This is a genomic window from Pseudomonas sp. PWP3-1b2, assembly GCF_049896045.1.
Lineage (GTDB): Bacteria > Pseudomonadota > Gammaproteobacteria > Pseudomonadales > Pseudomonadaceae > Aquipseudomonas > Aquipseudomonas antarctica_B.
The window spans coordinates 106,622-124,040 of record NZ_JAFCTN010000004.1; the positions used below are offsets into that span (position 1 = coordinate 106,622).

General features: G+C 60.1%; 16 protein-coding genes. 6 read left to right on the forward strand and 10 right to left on the reverse strand.

What is annotated here, in order from left to right; translation table 11 throughout:
* Positions 1-10: 10 nt before the first annotated feature.
* Both ACP7A2_RS04075 and ACP7A2_RS04080 read right to left on the reverse strand, forming a co-directional pair.
* Positions 11-655, reverse strand: coding sequence for an aspartate/glutamate racemase family protein (locus tag ACP7A2_RS04075; RefSeq protein ID WP_426133191.1), 645 nt, complete (start codon positions 653-655; stop codon positions 11-13).
* A gap of 15 nt (positions 656-670) precedes the next feature.
* Positions 671-2,023, reverse strand: coding sequence for a PBS lyase (locus ACP7A2_RS04080; protein ID WP_426133192.1), 1,353 nt, complete (start codon positions 2,021-2,023; stop codon positions 671-673).
* A gap of 146 nt (positions 2,024-2,169) precedes the next feature.
* Here ACP7A2_RS04080 and ACP7A2_RS04085 point away from each other — a divergent pair, with 146 nt between their 5' ends.
* Together ACP7A2_RS04085 and ACP7A2_RS04090 are read left to right on the forward strand one after the other, a co-directional pair.
* On the forward strand, positions 2,170-2,613 hold the full coding sequence (locus ACP7A2_RS04085) for an HIT family protein (RefSeq protein ID WP_426133193.1): 444 nt from the start codon (positions 2,170-2,172) through the stop codon (positions 2,611-2,613).
* Complete coding sequence (locus ACP7A2_RS04090) at positions 2,610-3,038, forward strand: bleomycin resistance protein (RefSeq protein WP_426133194.1); 429 nt, start codon at positions 2,610-2,612, stop codon at positions 3,036-3,038. Before ACP7A2_RS04085 ends, ACP7A2_RS04090 begins: the two co-directional genes overlap by 4 nt.
* 43 nt (positions 3,039-3,081) lie before the next feature.
* On the opposite strand, the gene ACP7A2_RS04095 is transcribed toward ACP7A2_RS04090, so the two are convergent.
* Entirely contained in the window at positions 3,082-3,948 is an 867-nt protein-coding gene (locus ACP7A2_RS04095) for an aldo/keto reductase family oxidoreductase (RefSeq protein WP_426133195.1), read from the reverse strand.
* A gap of 71 nt (positions 3,949-4,019) precedes the next feature.
* On the opposite strand from ACP7A2_RS04095, the gene ACP7A2_RS04100 reads away from it, so the two are divergent.
* The gene (locus ACP7A2_RS04100; RefSeq protein ID WP_426133196.1) at positions 4,020-4,649 is read left to right on the forward strand and encodes a TetR/AcrR family transcriptional regulator; all 630 of its coding nucleotides are present in this window, start codon (positions 4,020-4,022) and stop codon (positions 4,647-4,649) included.
* A 27-nt stretch (positions 4,650-4,676) separates the two neighbouring features.
* Positions 4,677-5,138, forward strand: coding sequence for an NUDIX hydrolase (locus ACP7A2_RS04105; protein ID WP_426133197.1), 462 nt, complete (start codon positions 4,677-4,679; stop codon positions 5,136-5,138).
* A 9-nt stretch (positions 5,139-5,147) separates the two neighbouring features.
* On the opposite strand, the gene ACP7A2_RS04110 is transcribed toward ACP7A2_RS04105, so the two are convergent.
* Positions 5,148-5,702 (reverse strand): cysteine hydrolase family protein, encoded by a 555-nt coding sequence (locus ACP7A2_RS04110; protein WP_426133198.1) that lies wholly within the window; start codon positions 5,700-5,702, stop codon positions 5,148-5,150.
* Positions 5,703-6,310: 608 nt separating this feature from the next.
* Here ACP7A2_RS04110 and ACP7A2_RS04115 point away from each other — a divergent pair.
* Positions 6,311-8,509, forward strand: coding sequence for an OsmC domain/YcaO domain-containing protein (locus ACP7A2_RS04115; RefSeq protein ID WP_426133199.1), 2,199 nt, complete (start codon positions 6,311-6,313; stop codon positions 8,507-8,509).
* A gap of 192 nt (positions 8,510-8,701) precedes the next feature.
* On the opposite strand, the gene ACP7A2_RS04120 is transcribed toward ACP7A2_RS04115, so the two are convergent.
* From ACP7A2_RS04120 to ACP7A2_RS04130, 3 genes are all read right to left on the reverse strand, one after another.
* A complete protein-coding gene (locus ACP7A2_RS04120; protein WP_426133200.1) occupies positions 8,702-9,868 on the reverse strand; it encodes a cystathionine gamma-synthase in 1,167 nt (388 codons plus the stop codon).
* Positions 9,865-11,241: a pyridoxal-phosphate dependent enzyme gene (locus tag ACP7A2_RS04125; protein ID WP_426133201.1), complete on the reverse strand. Its 1,377-nt coding sequence runs from the start codon at positions 11,239-11,241 to the stop codon at positions 9,865-9,867. Before ACP7A2_RS04125 ends, ACP7A2_RS04120 begins: the two co-directional genes overlap by 4 nt.
* A 246-nt stretch (positions 11,242-11,487) precedes the next feature.
* Entirely contained in the window at positions 11,488-11,802 is a 315-nt protein-coding gene (locus ACP7A2_RS04130) for an ester cyclase (protein WP_426133296.1), read from the reverse strand.
* A 108-nt stretch (positions 11,803-11,910) separates the two neighbouring features.
* Between ACP7A2_RS04130 and ACP7A2_RS04135 the strand changes: the two genes are divergently transcribed.
* Positions 11,911-12,159 (forward strand): hypothetical protein, encoded by a 249-nt coding sequence (locus ACP7A2_RS04135; protein ID WP_426133202.1) that lies wholly within the window; start codon positions 11,911-11,913, stop codon positions 12,157-12,159.
* A 145-nt stretch (positions 12,160-12,304) separates the two neighbouring features.
* Here ACP7A2_RS04135 and ACP7A2_RS04140 read toward each other — a convergent pair whose 3' ends face one another.
* The 3 genes from ACP7A2_RS04140 to ACP7A2_RS04150 all read right to left on the reverse strand — a co-directional run bounded on the left by ACP7A2_RS04140 (position 12,305) and on the right by ACP7A2_RS04150 (position 17,259).
* On the reverse strand, positions 12,305-14,461 hold the full coding sequence (locus tag ACP7A2_RS04140; RefSeq protein WP_426133203.1) for a TonB-dependent siderophore receptor: 2,157 nt from the start codon (positions 14,459-14,461) through the stop codon (positions 12,305-12,307).
* Between the two features lie 226 nt (positions 14,462-14,687).
* Positions 14,688-16,181 carry a methyl-accepting chemotaxis protein gene (locus ACP7A2_RS04145; protein WP_426133204.1) on the reverse strand — a complete coding sequence of 498 codons (1,494 nt, stop codon included), beginning with the start codon at positions 16,179-16,181 and terminating at the stop codon, positions 14,688-14,690.
* A 316-nt stretch (positions 16,182-16,497) separates the two neighbouring features.
* Positions 16,498-17,259, reverse strand: coding sequence for a PIG-L deacetylase family protein (locus ACP7A2_RS04150; RefSeq protein ID WP_426133205.1), 762 nt, complete (start codon positions 17,257-17,259; stop codon positions 16,498-16,500).
* Positions 17,260-17,419 lie beyond the last annotated feature (160 nt).

Genomic DNA, 17,419 nt, shown 5'->3' on the forward strand with positions numbered 1-17,419 from the left:
GCTTTACGCATCAGCGCTCAAGCGCTTTTAAAGCCGCTTTCAATCCGGCCAGTGCACTGGTCAGCGGCGTCGGGCCAGCGGTGACACGGCTGGCTGCGCCGCTCATTGACGCCTGGCCCAGCGCGACGACGGACGCGCCTTCACCGTAAGCGCGGTCGGCGGCACGTGCGATGGTCGACAAGTAACCCTCGTTATCACCCGCTTTGAACAACGCCCATGCGCCGGGGACGAGTCTTACGTCGACAGAGGCATCTGTTTGCAGTGCGGCCTTTTGGAACACGCGTGAGGTGGGTTCCAGGGTTGTTTCGACGGCGCACAGCACCACGATTTTTCCGCCTGCCTGGACAGCATCGATGGCCAGCGCTTCATCGGTGCGCAAAATCGGCACTTGGGTGCTTCGAGTGGCGCTGGCAACTGCGGGGCCCAGCGTAGAACACGTCAGCACGACGGCGTCAGCGTGGTGAGTCAGCGCCAGCAGCGCGGCAACCGTTGACTGAGCGATTTCCTCGGTTAGGCCACCGGCCAGTTCGGCTGCGCCCAGCAGATCCGTACGTACTTCGTGACGCAGACTATCCGCAGTGATCCCCAGTGAGTCGGCTGCGCTCTCGAATACGCCGATGTTGCTGGCTGCGGTGTGAAGGCAGGTTATTCTCATGGTCCGTGGGCTCACTCAGGTAACGCGGGAAACGTGGTCACTGTTAATCAGGCCTTCCACAGCCAGGGCTTTAAGCCTGTTGATCAGCGTTGTGCGCTCGGTCCTCGTCGTGACCGGGTCGACTATTTGGTATTGGCAGTCAAGCCACTCATGCACTTGGCGTAACCAGTAGGCCTGCACACCGAGTCCGCAGTCCAGGCGTCTCAGCAGATAGGCGACTTGCTGCCAGGCGGGGAACAGTTGGAAAATTGCTTCGCGGCGTGGCGTTGGCAGGTGATGCCAATCGCTGTCGAGTTTTGCGCACAATTGGGCGCTCACTCGGGCCCAAGGCTGCTTGTCCAGCCGAGCGATCGAGGTGCGGAATACCTTGGGCGAGGAGTCTTCAAGGGCCGCAAATAAGGCGGGGCACGAATCGTCTCCTAACAGGTGAACGGCAGATTGCCGCACCGTGGCGTAGGCTGAGGCCAGCGCTAGCGCGCCCCAAGCGTCAGGGAGTTGGGTACCCAATTCGCCCGCGAGACCCAGCACGCCAAGCCAGTCGCGCTTTGCGTGGGGTATGTCCTGAGCCACTCGTTGATCAAAGACCTCACGTGCATCCATACCGTGACGGGGGGCCGCCCAGCGTGCGAGGTTACGAATGGCAGGGGAGGCATCCAGCAAGGCGTTATGCAGGACCGGTACTGGGTCTGCGAGCTTAGGCAGCAAGGCGTTCAGCACGCAAACACGTACTTTGGCACCCGGACGTGCTAACGCTTCAAGCAGCAGTGGCGAAGCTGTTTCAGCGGGCAACGTCTTGCAGACCGATACGGCTTGCAAACGAACATTCAACTCCCGGTGGGCCAGGGCGGCGCGTAAAAGGTCCTTCGGTTCAGAGGTTTTTTCGAGTAGCAGCGAAAACAAATAGCACGCCGCTTTACCTTGCCGTGACAGGAAGTGCGCGTGGACTTGATCGCGGACCTGCGTCGATTGCAAAACTGCCCGAATAGCGGCGAGGGTTGGACCATGATCGACTCGCTGGCGCGCCGCCAGGGCCATCACGGGTTCCAGCACATAGAGCAGCGCCGAGGCCTGGGCTGCGCATAGGTAGCGCTCTAACCCTGCAGATGCCAGTTCGCGAACTTGTGGAACCCAGTCGTTCAATCGTTCAGTCAACGCGGCCAACGCTTCGGGAGAGGTTTGACTGCACAGTTCGCGCACAGCAACTTCTCGAATGAAACCATTGTGATGGCGGCTGAGCTCTACCCAATGACCCTCACTCTGCGCCTGCGCAAGTACCGCCAACGCTTCATTGCGACGATGATCCGCCCAGGAAGGTTCCGGTGCTTGTGGGTTCTTGAGCCTATTCAGCCAATCCTGAGGTGTGCTCACGTGAAATCCTTTCTGTGCGTTGATACCTTTGAATGGGTTGGCACTTTACCTCAAGACCACAGCTGCTTCACCCATACGTCTGATCAGCCGAGCTGCCGCTAACCTGGGTAATATGCCGTCGGCACTAGGCTTATCTGAGGACAATCATGCCCCTGATCACGGAACGCGTAGAACTGGCCCGAAACGGCGCCAACGATAAAGTCATTTGCTCCATGGCCTCCGGGTGGGCGGTGATGGGGGATGTGCAGTTTTTGCCGGGTTACTGCCTGTTGTTGCCCGACCCAGTGGTTGCCAGCCTGAATGATCTGGACACGCAAGCCCGCGTGACCTACTTGCTCGATATGGCCCGACTCGGCGACGCAGTGTTGGCGGCTACCAGCGCCTTGCGCATGAACTACGAGATTCTGGGTAATTCGGAACCGGAGTTGCACTGCCATATTTTCCCTCGCTACGCCTCGGAGCCGGACGATAAACGCACGATGCCTGCGTGGTTCTACGATTGGAAAAATGCCCCACCTTACGCAGAGCAACTCCACGGGGACCTGCGCAAGAAAATCGCAGCGCTGCTCTCTGCGGGAGCCGGCGCATGATGCAAAGAAACAGGCTGGTGCCTGAATTGATGGTGACGGACCTGAGCAAAAGCCTTGAGTTCTGGGTGGCTTTTTTGGGGTTCAAGGTGGCTTACCAGCGCCTGGAGGAGGGCTTTGCCTACCTCGATCTGGAGGGCGCGCAAGTGATGCTGGAGCAAGTGGAGGCCGACGCGAACCAATGGGTGACCGGCGCGCTGGAGAGACCTTTCGGGCGCGGCATGAATCTGCAGATTGATGTGGTGGCGGTGCAGCCGGTTATTCAACGGCTGGAGCAAGCTGGGTTCCCGCTGTTTAAAGCGTGCAAGGATGTTTGGTACAGGGCGGACCAGGTGGAAGTGGGGCAGCGTGAATGCCTGGTCCAGGACCCGGATGGCTACCTCGTGCGGCTGGTTGAACGGCTCGGGGAAAGGCGGGTGTCCGTCTGACATCCGCAGACGGGGCAGACGCAGGTCTGCCCCTTGGTGCGCATCAGACGGCGACAGCGTTCAGTTCGGCAAAGGCGTCATCGGGTATTTCCAACTCGCCTGCCGCAAGGTTTTCGTGCAAGTGAGCAACCGAAGAGGTGCCCGGGATCAGCAAGATATTCGGTGACCGGCGCAGCAGCCATGCCAGCGCCAATTGCTTGGGCGTCACCCCCAGCCGTTGCGCCACGCCTGACAATGTGGACGATTGAACGGGCGTAAAGCCGCCCAGCGGGAAGAACGGCACATAGGCGATCCCGTCACGCGCCAACTCGTCGATCAGTGCGTTGTCGTGCTGATGGGCAATGTTGTAGAGGTTTTGCACGCAAACGAACTTGACCACGGTGCGCGCCTCGGCCACCTGTGTCGGTGTGACATTGCTGAGGCCGATGTGGCGTACCAGGCCCTGCTGTTGCAACTCGGCCAGTACGCTCAATGAGGCTTCGATCGAGCCTTCACCCGGGCCCATCAGGTTGTAGGTCGAGCGCAAGTTGACCACATCCAGCACGTCCAGCCCAAGGTTGCGCAGGTTGTCGTGCACGGCCTGGGTCAGTTCTGCTTTCGACGAGGCAGGGAACCAGCCGCCTTGATCGTCTCGCCGGGCACCGATCTTGGTGACGAGGGTCAGGTCGTCCTTGTACGGGTGCAGGGCCTCGCGGATCAGCTGATTGGTGACATGCGGTCCGTAAAAGTCACTGGTGTCGATATGGTTTACACCGGCTGCAACCGCCGCGCGCAGCACGGCCAGCGCGGCCTCTCGGTCGTTCGGCGGGCCGAACACGCCGGGGCCAGCCAGTTGCATTGCGCCGTAGCCGATGCGATGCACGTCGCGGTCGCCAAGGGAGAATGTGCCGCTGTTTGCCAAACGAGTCATCTGTGTCACCTTGCTTCACCTGAGTAAGGCTCTAATATGAAGGATCCTTCAGATTTGAGAATTCGCATTCCATGCGCACGTTGAAAACGTCCCTGAAGCCAAGGAAATCAGCGGTTCAGGCGCGGTCCACCGCAACGGTCGAGGCGCTGCACACCGCAACCCTTCAGGTTTTGACCCAGCAGGGGCTGCTGCGCTGCACAACCACGCGGGTGGCGGAGCGGGCCGGTATGTCGGTTGGCAGCCTGTATCAGTACTACCCCAACCGCGACGCGCTGCTGGCCGCCATCCTGGAAAAACGCCTGACTACCGTCACCGAGACAGTTGAACAGGCGTGCTTGCGGCAGCATGGGCGGCCTGTCGCACACATGGCCAGCGGCCTGGTTTCGGCGTTGCTTACGATCAAACTGCAAGACCCGCCCGCGTCCAAGGCCTTGTACGCGATCGCGGCGGAGCGGGGCGGGGCAGAGTTGGTGGCACGCAACAACAGGCGCATGGTCGACGCAATCGCGCAGATGTTGGCGAGCGCAACGGATGCGCAGTTTGAAGACCCTTCCCTGACCGCTGCGATTGCCCTCAGTGCCATCGTCGGCCCTGTGCGTACACTGCTCGAGGGCAATGGGTCGCCTGCGTTCGAAGCCGGTATTGAACAGCAGACCACGCTGCTCTTGAAAGCGTACCTGCAAGCCCACTGCCCGCAATAACCCACTCTCAAGGAAGGCATCGTTTACATGCGCGAGCGAAAAGCAGCACGACTGTTGGTCATCAGCCCCTCTAACGCAGTGCTCCTGTTCCGGTTTGTTCACACAAAAGGCGCGCTGGCGGGTGACAACTACTGGGCCACGCCCGGTGGCGGCGTCGAGGACGGCGAGAGTTTCGAGGACGCGGCGATGCGTGAGTTGCGCGAAGAGACCGGCATCGTGGTCAATCAGGTTGGCGCCTCGCTGGCCGAGAGCAGCTTTCCCATGAAGCTGCCCAACGGCGAAACGGTGTTGGCCGTTGAGCGGTATTTTGTGGTTCACGCGGACAGCGAAGTGCTTTCAAACGCCGGATGGACGCCCGAAGAAACCCAGGTTATGGCCGCTCACCACTGGTGGACCGTTCAGCAATTGCGAGCGACCCAGGACACGGTTTTTCCCCAAACGCTGATCGACATGCTGGAGCAGGCCGGGGTATTTGCACCCACCGCCTGAGCCTGTGGTTCAAGCGAGTATTTCACGGGCCTGCAGCACCCTGGCGTAGTCCATTGCCAGGTTACTCAGCGACAACCCATGCACCTCCTCGGCAGCCCAGAGCCGGCCCGACAAGTCGGCTTGATCAAACGTATAGCAGGCATCGGCGGCGACGATCACGTCAAACCCCAGGTTGCCCGCCGAACGCGCCGTGGACTCAACGGAGTTATTGGTGATCACGCCAACGATCACCAGTTGCTTGATTGCACGCGCGTGCAACCAGCGTTCCAGGCCGGTGGCAGTGAACGCATCCGGAACGTTTTTCTCGACCACGTGTTCATGTTCGAGGGGCTGCAAGGCTGGCTGAAATTCACAGCCCGGCTGGCCCGGCCAAAATACCGAACCAGGTGTGCGCGAGATATGCCGCACATGCACGACAGGGCGCTGAGCCTGGCGCCATGCGCTTAGCAGTGCTTGCATCCGCAACTCGGCCTCGGGGTTGTTGCGCCGCCCGAGTTTCGGCTGGTTCATGCCTTTCTGCATGTCGATGATCAGCAGTGCTGCGTTAGTGTCCAGCGGCGTCATGGTTCACTCCTTTGATGGGGTGAAGCACTCTATCTCAGCATCGCTTTTTGAGCATCTGGTGCTACCACATTCTCGCTGCCAGCATCGGGTTGCCGCACACATTACTCAGCAGTACTTGATGTGCTTGCAGCCGGCGAATATATCGAATTTGCCAAGCGTTCCGGTCAGCACTTCGGACATGATTTCGCCCATCAAGACGCTGTATGGCGATGTGTTGAATCGGGTGGAAAAACACCTGCGATCGGCTGAGTTGAAGTGAGTGTTGGTGTTGTGGCGAGCGGACTTACTGTGGCGAGCGGCTTCATGTGGCGAGCGGGCTTGCCCCGCGTTGGGCTGCGAAGCAGCCCCAAATCAGGCGCTGAAGAATGCCTGATTCACCGCGTTGACTCATTGGGGCCGCTTCGCAGCCCAACGCGGGGCAAGCCCGCTCGCCACAGCAGGGTGGCGGCGAGGAGGTTGCAAGTGATGGACATGGGCCGCTGTCTGACAGGTGAGGTGGGTGAAAAGTAGCACCGATCGGCAGCCGAGTCGGAAAACCCTGAGACTTCCCGGCGAAAATCTTCATAATGGCGGCCATTTTGTTTAGCTCGTTATTCTGGTGTGCCCGCATGGAAATTAAGGTCAACTTTCTCGACAACCTTCGACTTGAAGCCAAGTTCGACGATTTCACGGTGATCGCCGACCAGCCGATTCGCTACAAGGGCGACGGTTCGGCACCGGGGCCGTTCGATTATTTCCTGGCTTCGTCGGCATTGTGCGCGGCGTACTTTGTAAAACTGTACTGCGACACCCGCAACATCCCAACCGACAATATTCGCCTGTCGCAGAACAACATCGTCGACCCGGAAAACCGCTACAACCAGATCTTCAAGATCCAGGTCGAGCTGCCCGCAGACATTTCGGACAAGGACCGCCAGGGCATCCTGCGTTCCATCGACCGTTGCACCGTGAAGAAAGTGGTGCAGGCCGGTCCAGAGTTTGTGATCGAAGAAGTCGAAAACCTCGACGCCGATGCGCAGGCGCTGTTGATGCCCGCGTCGACGTCGCAGGCGGGCACCTACATTGCCGGTAAAGACCTGCCGCTGGAGCAGACCATCGCCAACATGTCCGGCATTTTGGCTGGCCTGGGCATGAAGATCGAGATCGCTTCGTGGCGCAATATCGTGCCGAACGTGTGGTCGCTGCATATCCGCGACGCGCATTCGCCGATGTGCTTCACCAATGGCAAGGGCGCGACCAAAGAGGGCGCGCTGGCGTCGGCGCTGGGCGAGTTTATCGAACGTTTGAACTGCAACTTCTTCTACAACGACCAGTTCTGGGGCGAAGAATTGGCCAACGCGCCGTTCGTGCATTACCCGGACGAGCGCTGGTTCAAGCCTGGGCCTGAAGATGAGCTGCCGAGTGAAATCCTTGACGCTTACCTGCTGAAAATCTACGACCGCGAGGGCGAGCTGCGTGGCTCGCACCTGTACGACACCAATTCGGGCAATGAAGAACGCGGCATTGTTTCGCTGCCGTTTGTGCGCCAGTCGGACGGTGAGGTGGTGTATTTTCCGTCCAACCTGATCGAAAACCTCTACCTCAGCAACGGCATGAGCGCGGGCAATACCTTGGCCGAAGCCCAGGTGCAGTGCTTGTCGGAGATCTTCGAGCGCGCGGTGAAACGCGAAATCATCGAAGGCGAATTTGCGCTGCCGGACGTGCCGGCCGACGTGCTGGCGAAGTACCCGAGCATTCTGGCGGGCATTCAGGGCCTGGAAGCTCAGGGTTTCCCGGTATTGGTCAAGGATGCGTCCCTGGGCGGTGAGTTCCCGGTGATGTGCGTGACCCTGATGAACCCGCGCACCGGCGGCGTGTTTGCCTCGTTTGGTGCGCACCCAAGCCTGGAAGTCGCGTTGGAACGCAGCCTCACCGAATTGCTTCAGGGCCGCAGCTTTGAAGGCTTGAACGATCTGCCGCAGCCGACCTTCGAAGGCCAGGCGGTGACTGAGCCGAACAACTTCGTCGAGCACTTTATCGACTCCAGCGGTGTGGTGTCGTGGCGCTTTTTCAGCGCCCAGTCGGACTATGAGTTTGTCGAGTGGGACTTCTCGGGCGAAGGTGAAGACTCCAACGTCCAGGAAGCCGCGACGCTGTTCGGCATTCTGGAGGGGATGGGTAAAGAGTCCTATATGGCGGTGTACGAACACATCGGCGCAACGGCGTGCCGGATCCTGGTGCCGGGCTACTCGGAAATTTACCCGATAGACGACTTGATCTGGGACAACACCAACAAGGCGCTGTTCTTCCGCGCTGACATCCTCAACCTGCACAGCCTCGACGAGGATGAGCTGCACGCGTTGGTCGAGCGCCTGATCGAAAGCGAGCTGGACGACTACACCGACATCACCACCCTGATCGGCATCGAATTCGACGACAACACGGCGTGGGGTCAGTTGACCATTCTGGAATTGAAACTGCTGATTTTCCTGGCCCTTAAGCAGTACGAAGAGGCCAAGGAGTGCGTGGAGATGTTCCTGCAGTACAACGACAACACCGCCGACCGTGGCCTGTTTTATCAGGCCATGAATGCGGTGCTGGAGATGCAGTTGGACGACGACCTGGAGCTGGACGATTACGAAGTCAATTTCCGCCGGATGTTTGGCAACGAGCGGATGGATGCAGTGATTGGCTCGGTCAACGGCAGCGTAAGGTTCTACGGGCTGACACCGACCAGCATGAAGCTGGAAGGGCTGGACCGGCATTTGCGCCTGATCGACAGCTACAAAAAACTCCACAGTGCGCGGGCAAACATCACTTCAGCCTGACGCAAAACCCTGTGGGAGCTGGCTTGCCTGCGATGGCGGCCAGCCGAGATTCACCTGCCGCACCACACTCCAAATGTGGGAGCGGGCTTGCTCGCGAATGCGGTGTGTCAGTTAACACATTCAGCGACTGACATACCGCATTCGCGAGCAAGCCCGCTCCCACATTGGATCTCTATTGTTTGGGCGACCGGGTTAAATTGACGCCAATGCCTGGGCCAGGTCTGCTCGCAGGTCTTCCACATCTTCAACCCCCACCGACAACCGCACCAGCCCATCACCAATGCCCAATTGCGCCCGCGTTGCCGCCGGAATGCTTGCGTGGGTCATGATCGCCGGGTGTTCGATCAGGCTTTCAACGCCGCCAAGGCTCTCGGCCAGGGCGAAGATTTTGACGTTCTCCAGAAAGCGCGTGGCACCGGCCAGGTCGCTGTTCAAGTCCACTGAAATCATGCCGCCAAAGCCACGCATTTGCTTTTTAGCCAGCGCGTGCTGCGGGTGGGAGGCGAGGCCCGGATAGTGGACCCGCGCGACCTGCGGTTGCTGTTCCAACCAGGTCGCCAGGTCCAGGGCATTGCTGCAATGGCGCTCCATGCGCAGCGCCAGGGTTTTCACGCCGCGCAGGGTGAGGAAGGCGTCGAACGGCCCGGCAATGGCGCCCACCGAGTTTTGCAGGAAGCCCAGCCGCTCGGCGAGGTTCGGGTTATGGCCGACAATCGCGATGCCACCGATCACGTCGGAGTGGCCATTGAGGTATTTGGTGGTGGAGTGCACCACGATGTCGAAACCCAATTCCAGCGGGCGCTGAATCCACGGGCTGGCGAAGGTGTTGTCGGCCACGCAGATAATGCCGCGATCACGGCAGATGCCTGCGATGGCGCTCAAGTCGGTCAGGCTCAGCAGCGGGTTGCTTGGGGTTTCGACCCAAACCATGCGCGTGTCGTCTTGCAGTGAGGCTTCAAAGGCTTGCAGGTCGCTCAAGTCGACATAGCTGAAACGGTGCCCCGCGCTGCGTTGGCGCACTTTGTCGAACAGGCGAAAGGTGCCGCCGTACAAGTCATTGCCCGACACGATGTGCGCGCCGGCATCCAACAGTTCCAGCACGGTGGAAATCGCCGCCAGCCCCGACGCAAAGGCGAATGCCGCACTGCCGCCTTCCAGGTCCGCCACGCAACGTTCCAGGGCAAAACGCGTCGGGTTGTGCGAGCGCCCGTAGTCAAAACCCTTGTGCACGCCGGGGCTGTCTTGCAGGTAGGTGGAGTTGGCATAGATCGGCGGCATCAGCGCGCCCGTGGTCGGGTCGGGTGACTGCCCTGCGTGGATCACGCGGGTGGCAAACGCGCTTTTATCGGACTGACTCATGCAAGGGATCTCCGTAGATGATTAAGCAGGTCAACGCGGGTGATCAGGCCGTGAAAGCCTGAAGCGTCGGCAATGATGGCAACAAGGCCGCGATCCAGTTCGGCCTGCAGTTCGGCCAGGCTGGCGCCCGGCGCCAGGGTTTGCAGGGTGTCGGTCATGGCGCTGGCGACCGTCGTGGAAAAAGCAGCCGCGTCGTGGTGCAGGCCCAGCAGGATGTCGGATTCATCGATCACACCCACCAGCTTCTGACCGTCGACCAGCACCGGCAGTTGCGAGACATCCGCCAGGCGCATGCGCTGGAAGGCGGTGAGCAGGGTGTCGTCGGGGCTCACGCTGATCACACGACCGTCTTCGAAGCGCCGCGCGATCAAGTCGCGCAGGTCGCCGTAATGTTTGTATTGCAGCAGGCCCGCGTCGTTCATCCATTGGTCGTTGTAGACCTTGGACAGGTAGCGCGTGCCGGTGTCGCAGACGAACGTGACCACGCGCTTGGGTTCGGTCTGTTCGCGGCAATAGCGCAAGGCGGCAGCAAGCAAGGTGCCGGTGGACGAGCCGCCGAGAATGCCTTCGGCCTTGAGCAGTTGGCGGGCGTGGTCGAAGCTTTCCTCATCGCTGATGGAATACGCCTGGCGCACGCTGGAGAGGTCGGCGATCGAGGGGATGAAGTCCTCGCCGATGCCTTCCACCGCCCAGGACCCCGGGGTTTCCAGCGTGCCGCTGCGGCTGTACTCGGCCATCACCGAACCGACCGGGTCGGCGAGCACCATGGCGAGTTCTGGCTGCACGCGCTTGAAGAAGCGCGTCAGGCCGGTGAGGGTGCCGGCCGAGCCGACGCCCACCACGATGGCATCGACGTCGTGCTGGGTTTGTGCCCAGATCTCCGGCGCGGTGCTTGTTTCATGGGCCAGCGGATTGGCCGGGTTGTTGAACTGGTCGGCAAAAAACGAATCGGGAATGCCCTTGGCCAGGCGCGCGGCCACGTCCTGGTAATACTCGGGGTGGCCTTTGCCGACGTCGGAGCGGGTGATATGCACCTCGGCGCCCATGGCTTTGAGGTGCAGCACCTTTTCCGTGGACATCTTGTCGGGCACCACCAGCACCACCCGATAGCCTTTGGCGCGACCGACCAGCGCCAGGCCCAGGCCGGTATTGCCGGCGGTGGCTTCGATAATGGTGCCACCGGGCCGCAGGCGGCCGTCGCGTTCGGCGGCGTCAATCATGGCCAGACCGATTCGGTCCTTGATGGAGCCACCGGGGTTTTGCGATTCGAGCTTGAGAAACAGCGTACAAAGGCCGGTATCAAAACGGCTGACGCGCACCAGCGGCGTGTTGCCGATCAGTTCGAGGACGGCGGGGCGGGGAAGCGTGGGCATGTCGTCACCTGGGTTCAGAATGGGCACAGGGCGGGGCACAACAAAAAACAAGGCCTGGCTTGGAACATAGGCCGGGATCACGCCGGTCGCAACCGGGCGGTCCGCTGGATGTCTTTTTTTGGCGCATGAGGGCGGTTAGCGGGTATGGGCATTTATAAGATCTTCACCGCCTGCCACAAGGGTAGGGCCTTGTTAGGCTCTGGAAGTTGGTAGACCCCATGGTCACCTCAGAATCACCCGCAGTGATCAGGCAAACCGGTTCACGTGGTTCTCCACACGCGGCCCTGAAAGCTGTGCTTCGATCGCCGTTTTGTCGATCACTGACCAGACGTGCGCAATTTTCCCATCGACGAATTCGTAGAAGACGTTTTCATCAAAGGTAACGGTCTTGCCGTTGATGGGAAGGTCAAAAAATTCACCGCGCGGGCTGACCTTGAAGTTCAAGCGTGCGGCAACGGTGGGTGGGTCGGCGACCAGTAACTGAATGCGAAACACCAGGTCGGCGAGTTCGTTTCGAGTCATCAACGGTCTCCTTGATGGGCCTTGGGGCTGCCAGTCCAGTTGGCGGCGCCTCTGAAAAAAATTGAACGGCTTTTGACGGTACCCGCCTAATGATTAGCGTGTGGGTCATTCCACGGGCGATTTGCCAATGACGGCATACTCCGAGAGGTGTTCAACGTGGCTAAAGACGACAAGAAAAGCAAAGGTGAAGCTTCGAAAGCCAGCAAGGATTTGAAAGACAAAAAGTCTTCACCTGAAAAGAAATCAGCAGCGGCCTCGACTCTTTCGAAGTCTTCTGAAAAGAAAGACAAGAAGAAAGATGACGAACCCAAAAAATCTGTAAAAAAAGCTGATAGCAAGCCAGAAAAGGCGAAGAAATCAGAAAAGGCCGAAAAGCCTGCAAAAAAGAAAAAGTGACATCTGCAACCCGCTAGGGCGTTTCGCCCTAGCTCTCTTCGGCTTAAATACCTTTTCATAGCCACCCGTTGCGGCAAAGCGCCAAGCGCAATATATCGCCCAGTCTTGCGCTGGGAAGTCCGGCGCGTCCTTGCGCCAATGCCTGTCAGAAGCTGTATTTGGCCGTCATCATCATGTTGCGCGGGGCGCCGTATGAGTCACCGCCATAGCTCACGGAGTTGGAGATAGCCTGATAGTAGTGGCGGTCGAAGACGTTGTTGGCGTTGAGCTGCAGGTCCAGGTGTTTGCTGACCTTATAGCCCGCCATCAAATCGGTAACGGCGTAGCCACCTTGCTGGAGGCGGTAGGTGCTGCCATCGGCGAGGACCAAGTCGTTGTACATGCGACTCTGCCAGGACACGTTGCCGCCCACGCGCAGTTTTTCCAGCGGGCCCTGGAAGTTGTAGCGGGTGGTGACTTTGAACAGGTGCTCGGGGGTGTCGGTGTCGAACTGCTTGTTGACCTTCTGCGGGTTGGCAGCGTCCTTGATGGTGTGGGTGCGGGCGTAGGTATAGCCGCCGCCGACCTGCCAGTTTTCGGTCAGGGCGCCTTGCAGTTCAAAGTCGATACCCTGGCTGCGAATTTCGCCGGAAGCTTCCGAGCAGGAGGCTTGCGGGCAGTTCGGCACCACCACTGATACGGCACGGTTTTCCTGGTCTACGCGAAACAGCGCCACGCTCGCGTTCAGCGCGCCGCCAAGGTATTCGCCCTTGATGCCGACTTCATAGTTTTTGCCGACGATGGGCTTTAGCGGAGTGCCCGAGGTGCCTTTTTCGCTTTGCGGCGTGAAGATGTCGCTGTAGCTGACGTAGGCCGAATGGTGGTCGTCCAGCTCGTAGATCAGGCCTGCGTAACGGGTGAGGTTGCGCGTGACCTTGTAGTCGCCGTCGCCATCCCGGTTGTCGTAGTCGTACCAGTCCAGGCGCGCGCCGAGGATCAGCTTTAACGGGTCAGCCAGGCTCAGGCGGGTGGTGACATAAACGCCGTCCTGGGTGGTGACTTCGCGCTGATTATCAGTGCGGGTGAAGTCTGGCTTGCCTGCACTCAGCGGCCAATTCAGGTCGTACGGGCTGTAGTTGTGCGTGGTCATGTCATAAACACGTTTGCTGGCGCCCACCACCAGTTCGTGAGTACGCCCGAATGCCTGGAACGGGCCACTGGCGAAGGCGTCAACACCGGCCTGGTTTTCGTCATAGGCAGCCTGGTAAACCGTGCGGGCCAGTGTGTTGTTGACCCAGCGTGACTGGTAGGAGCCAGAGAACAAAGCGTTCTGCTCGGCGTAGTTGGCGTTGACCTGCAGGCTCCAGTCATTGGCCAGGCGCTGGCGCAGTTCGGCGAATACGGTGTTGATTTCCTGGTCCTTGTTTTCCCACCCGGTGCCCGGGTTGTAGGAGCGCGGCAGGTTCAGGTGATGGCCGTCCTGGCCGACCATTGAGGAGCCCCAGAAGTAGTTGGTCTTGTCCTTTTGATTCGAGAAACCAAGCGTCAGGGTGGTGTCTTCGCTCAGGTCGGCTTCGGTGACCGCGTAGAACAGGCCGTGATCTTCCTCTGCGTTATCGATGAAGCTGTTGGCGTCGCGGTAGGAGGTGACCACCCGGCCTCGCAGCGTGCCGCTGTCGTTGAGCGGGCTGGAGGCATCGACTTCGCCACGGTAATCGTCCCAGCTGCCGGCAGCGCCGGTAAGCGTGACTTGCTGCTCGGCCAGCGGCCGCTTGCGAATCAGGTTGATGGCCGCTGATGGATTGCCCGCACCCGTCACCAAACCGGTAGCGCCGCGCACGATCTCGACGCGATCAAACATCGCCAGGTTCGGCTGCGCGCCCACCGAAGCGCCGTTGTAGCCACTCGGGATACCGTCATACATCAGGTTGTCGATGTCGAAACCGCGCGACGTGTAGGACTGCCGGCCAGGACCGTTGGAAAAATTCAGGAACAACCCGGGCGTCGCCTTGACCACGTCGTTGATGTTGGTCATGGCCTGGTCATCCATGCGCTGGCGCGTGATGACGGTGACGGCCTGAGGGGTTTCACGCAGGGTCAGCGGTAACTTGGTGGCCGTCGACATCGAGCCGGTGGTATAGGAGTCGGAGCCTTCGGTGGTGCTGCCCAGGGCCTGGCTGCTGGTGATCTCGGTGGCGCCCAATTCAAGCACTGCTGCCGGTTCAGCGTCGGCGGCGAAGGCCGCTTGTGAGGTCGCAAGACAGATAGCCGCGGCTATCAAATTAGGTGAAAACCCTTTGCCGCCGTGTTGTTGCACAGACATGAACCTGACTCTCCCTGGACGCTTTCCCTAGCGAATAATAAAGTTGATGATAATTATTCGCATCAGTTTGGCAGATTGGATCCGACCAAAAAAGCCTTCCAAGAGAGATAGTTAACAAATTTTTCACTTATTCAGTGATTGGGAGTTCCCGGGAAGGGCGATCGCGGCGACACGCCGACCGATATCGAGTCGGTCAACGCGCACCAGATTCTCAGACGCCTGAACCTCAGGGATGAAACCTGCGCCCCAGCGCATCCAGGCGCACGGCAATCGGCGGCAGCCGCTCACTGCTGCGCGCCAGGGTTTCCACATCGTCGGCGGTGTTTTGCGCAATGCTCTGCACGGACTGCAACCGCCCGACAATCTCCAGGTTCGCCGTGGTCTGCTCGCGCGTTGTGGTGACAATTCGCCCGTTCAGTTGATCGATGTGTGCAATATCAGCGCCCACGGCCTGCAACATTTCGACCGCCAACTGGCTGTCCTGCACACAACGCTCCACGCCTTGCTGGCTGTCGTGCATGGCTTCCACGGCCTGACGGCTGCCTTGCTGCAAGCCTTCAATAATGTGTTTGATTTCCTGAGTGGACACCGCCGTGCGCTGCGCCAGGCTGCGCACTTCATCGGCCACCACGGCAAAACCCCGGCCTTGCTCCCCGGCGCGCGCGGCTTCAATGGCGGCGTTGAGCGCGAGCAAGTTGGTCTGGTTGGCGATACTGCTGATCACTTCAAGCACCGAGCCGATTTGTTCGGCCTGAGCCGCCAGGCCTTGCACGGTCTGGTTAGTGCCGTTGATACGCGACGACAACTGGGTGATTTCCAGTTGCGCGCGGCCCACACTTTCCTGACCGCGCGCGATTTGCTGGCTGGCTTTGCCGGCGTGTTCCACCGCTTGTTCAACGTGCAGCGTGATGTGACCCATCGCGTCCTCCATGCGCTGCATCGAGCCAGTCATCTGGGTAATCTCTGCCAACTGATGCCGCGCGCCGGTTTCCAGGGTGCCGCTGGCACTGGCCAGTTCATGGCCGAGTTGGCCGAGGCCTTGAGAGTCGCGGGCGACGCCGTCGATCAAGTGGGTGATCTGTTGCAAAAAGTGATCGAAGCGCGTGGCCAAAGACACATGCACCTTGCCTTCACCCTTGGCGGTTTCCACCGTGAACTGCGAGGTCACCGCGAGCATTTTCTCAAGCATTTCCTGGCTCTCGACCGCATCGCGCTGGCTGTGAATGGCCAGGTAGAGCAGGGCGACGGTTTCCATCACCACGTAGAACGCATGGACGAACACCATGTTCCAGCCGCCGTGATGGTCCATCACAAACACCGGAAAGCCTTGATGTTGCAAGGCATGAAACACCACGTGGTGCACGGCGATGGTGGCCGCTGCCACCACAATGGGCAGCCAGTCGCGGTAGAACGTCAGCACTGCGAGCAGGGCGAAAATGCCGAAGTGCGATTCGATCACGCCCTGTGCCTGATTGATGTGCAGCGCGGCCATGACCATCAGCCCGGCACCCAGTAAACAGCGCATCAGTCGAGAGCCACCCAGCGCGCGGTATGCCACGGTCAGCACCACACTGGTGCCACCGCCGACAATCACTGATTCAATCAACGTCTCGTGCCAGAACGCCAGGCCCAGCGAGAACACAAACATCAGCCAGATCAACGCCAGCATGATGCGGTCGGCCTTGCGGTAGTGCTCCAGGAATCGCGTGCGGACGGGCATTCACTCTTACTCCATGTGGTCGAGCCAGGATCAAAGCATGCAGCGTGCCATCATCAGCGAAGGCAATAGCATATCGGCATCATGGTTTGCGACTTTAGACGGGCCAGATCCCTTGTGGCGAGCGGGCTTGCCCCGCGTTGGGCTGCGCAGCAGCCCCAGAGAAGAATGCGGTGTTTCAGATACTCAGCGGTAGGCTGTTTTGGGGCTGCTACGCAGCTCAACGCGGGGCAAGCCCGCTCGCCACAGGTGGCTGCCGACATCCGAAAACAGAAGGTCCCTATCACCCACCGTTGCGGCGAGTGGCGCATGCGGCCTTTTACGAAAACACAATCTCATAGGGCTCGCGCATACGCTCCAGCAACTCCTGGGCAAGCATTGGCGCGAGCCCGATCTCCGGGTCGCCGACCAATTGGCTGGCATACGCATGGGCCGCGTGCAGTTTGCGCGCCACGCTCCAGGTGTCGAGGCGTACTTTGCGCGCGCGTTGCCAGGGAATGACTGCGCCTTCGCGCGCCGGCCAGTGCCAGGCCCAGATGGGCAATTCATACAGCCGCGCATTTATCAGGCTGCACGCTTTGGCACTGGCGCGACCAACAGCGTCATGGTCGTTATTGCCGTCGTTACGCCAAGTGGTGAACACCACGTCGCCAGGTTGCAGGTAGCGCGCGATAAATTGACTCAAGGGCTGCTCGCTGGCGGCCAGCGCATCGTCGCGAAAGCCGCCCCGAATCCACTTCAAACTGTGCAGTGGCATTCCCAGGCGGCGCAGTGCCTCGGCGCTTTCCTGAGGGCGAATCACACTCAGGCGGCTCGCCGGCCACGCGCTCGACCCCGGATGACTGGCGCTGCCATCGGTGATGGACATCAGCAACAAGGGGTGCTCCAGGGTGCTGAGTATTTGCAGCAGCCCGCCACAGGCGAGTACTTCATCACCCGGATGGGGCGCGATAATCACCACGCGCGCACCCGAGGGCACCAGTGAGGAGGGCGTGATGGCAGGGATTTGCGCCAGCTGCGGCGCACTGTTCCAGATTTGCGCGGGACCGCGGCGGCCGTCGCTGAGGGAGGCAGGCTTCATGGGGGTCGCATCCTTGTCGATTCACTGGGTCGTACCCCGTTGACGGGACGACTCTTGTTCATTCACCGCAGACTCCGCAGCGGTGGCATGAGGCAACCCAACCCTGGATTGCCTGCAAGCGAAGTCAGCATAGACAAGGATTGGTCAGTTTCACATATTG

What these genes read in the sequence shown, in the direction of transcription:
- ACP7A2_RS04075 (WP_426133191.1), bottom strand. Translation starts at nt 655, where the DNA reads ATGAGAATAACCTGCCTTCACACCGCAGCCAGCAACATCGGCGTATTC.
- ACP7A2_RS04085 (WP_426133193.1), top strand. Translation starts at nt 2,170, where the DNA reads ATGCCCCTGATCACGGAACGCGTAGAACTGGCCCGAAACGGCGCCAAC.
- ACP7A2_RS04090 (WP_426133194.1), top strand. Translation starts at nt 2,610, where the DNA reads ATGATGCAAAGAAACAGGCTGGTGCCTGAATTGATGGTGACGGACCTG.
- ACP7A2_RS04095 (WP_426133195.1), bottom strand. Translation starts at nt 3,948, where the DNA reads ATGACTCGTTTGGCAAACAGCGGCACATTCTCCCTTGGCGACCGCGAC.
- ACP7A2_RS04100 (WP_426133196.1), top strand. Translation starts at nt 4,020, where the DNA reads ATGCGCACGTTGAAAACGTCCCTGAAGCCAAGGAAATCAGCGGTTCAG.
- ACP7A2_RS04105 (WP_426133197.1), top strand. Translation starts at nt 4,677, where the DNA reads ATGCGCGAGCGAAAAGCAGCACGACTGTTGGTCATCAGCCCCTCTAAC.
- ACP7A2_RS04110 (WP_426133198.1), bottom strand. Translation starts at nt 5,702, where the DNA reads ATGACGCCGCTGGACACTAACGCAGCACTGCTGATCATCGACATGCAG.
- ACP7A2_RS04115 (WP_426133199.1), top strand. Translation starts at nt 6,311, where the DNA reads ATGGAAATTAAGGTCAACTTTCTCGACAACCTTCGACTTGAAGCCAAG.
- ACP7A2_RS04120 (WP_426133200.1), bottom strand. Translation starts at nt 9,868, where the DNA reads ATGAGTCAGTCCGATAAAAGCGCGTTTGCCACCCGCGTGATCCACGCA.
- ACP7A2_RS04125 (WP_426133201.1), bottom strand. Translation starts at nt 11,241, where the DNA reads ATGCCCACGCTTCCCCGCCCCGCCGTCCTCGAACTGATCGGCAACACG.
- ACP7A2_RS04140 (WP_426133203.1), bottom strand. Translation starts at nt 14,461, where the DNA reads ATGTCTGTGCAACAACACGGCGGCAAAGGGTTTTCACCTAATTTGATA.
- ACP7A2_RS04145 (WP_426133204.1), bottom strand. Translation starts at nt 16,181, where the DNA reads ATGCCCGTCCGCACGCGATTCCTGGAGCACTACCGCAAGGCCGACCGC.
- ACP7A2_RS04150 (WP_426133205.1), bottom strand. Translation starts at nt 17,259, where the DNA reads ATGAAGCCTGCCTCCCTCAGCGACGGCCGCCGCGGTCCCGCGCAAATC.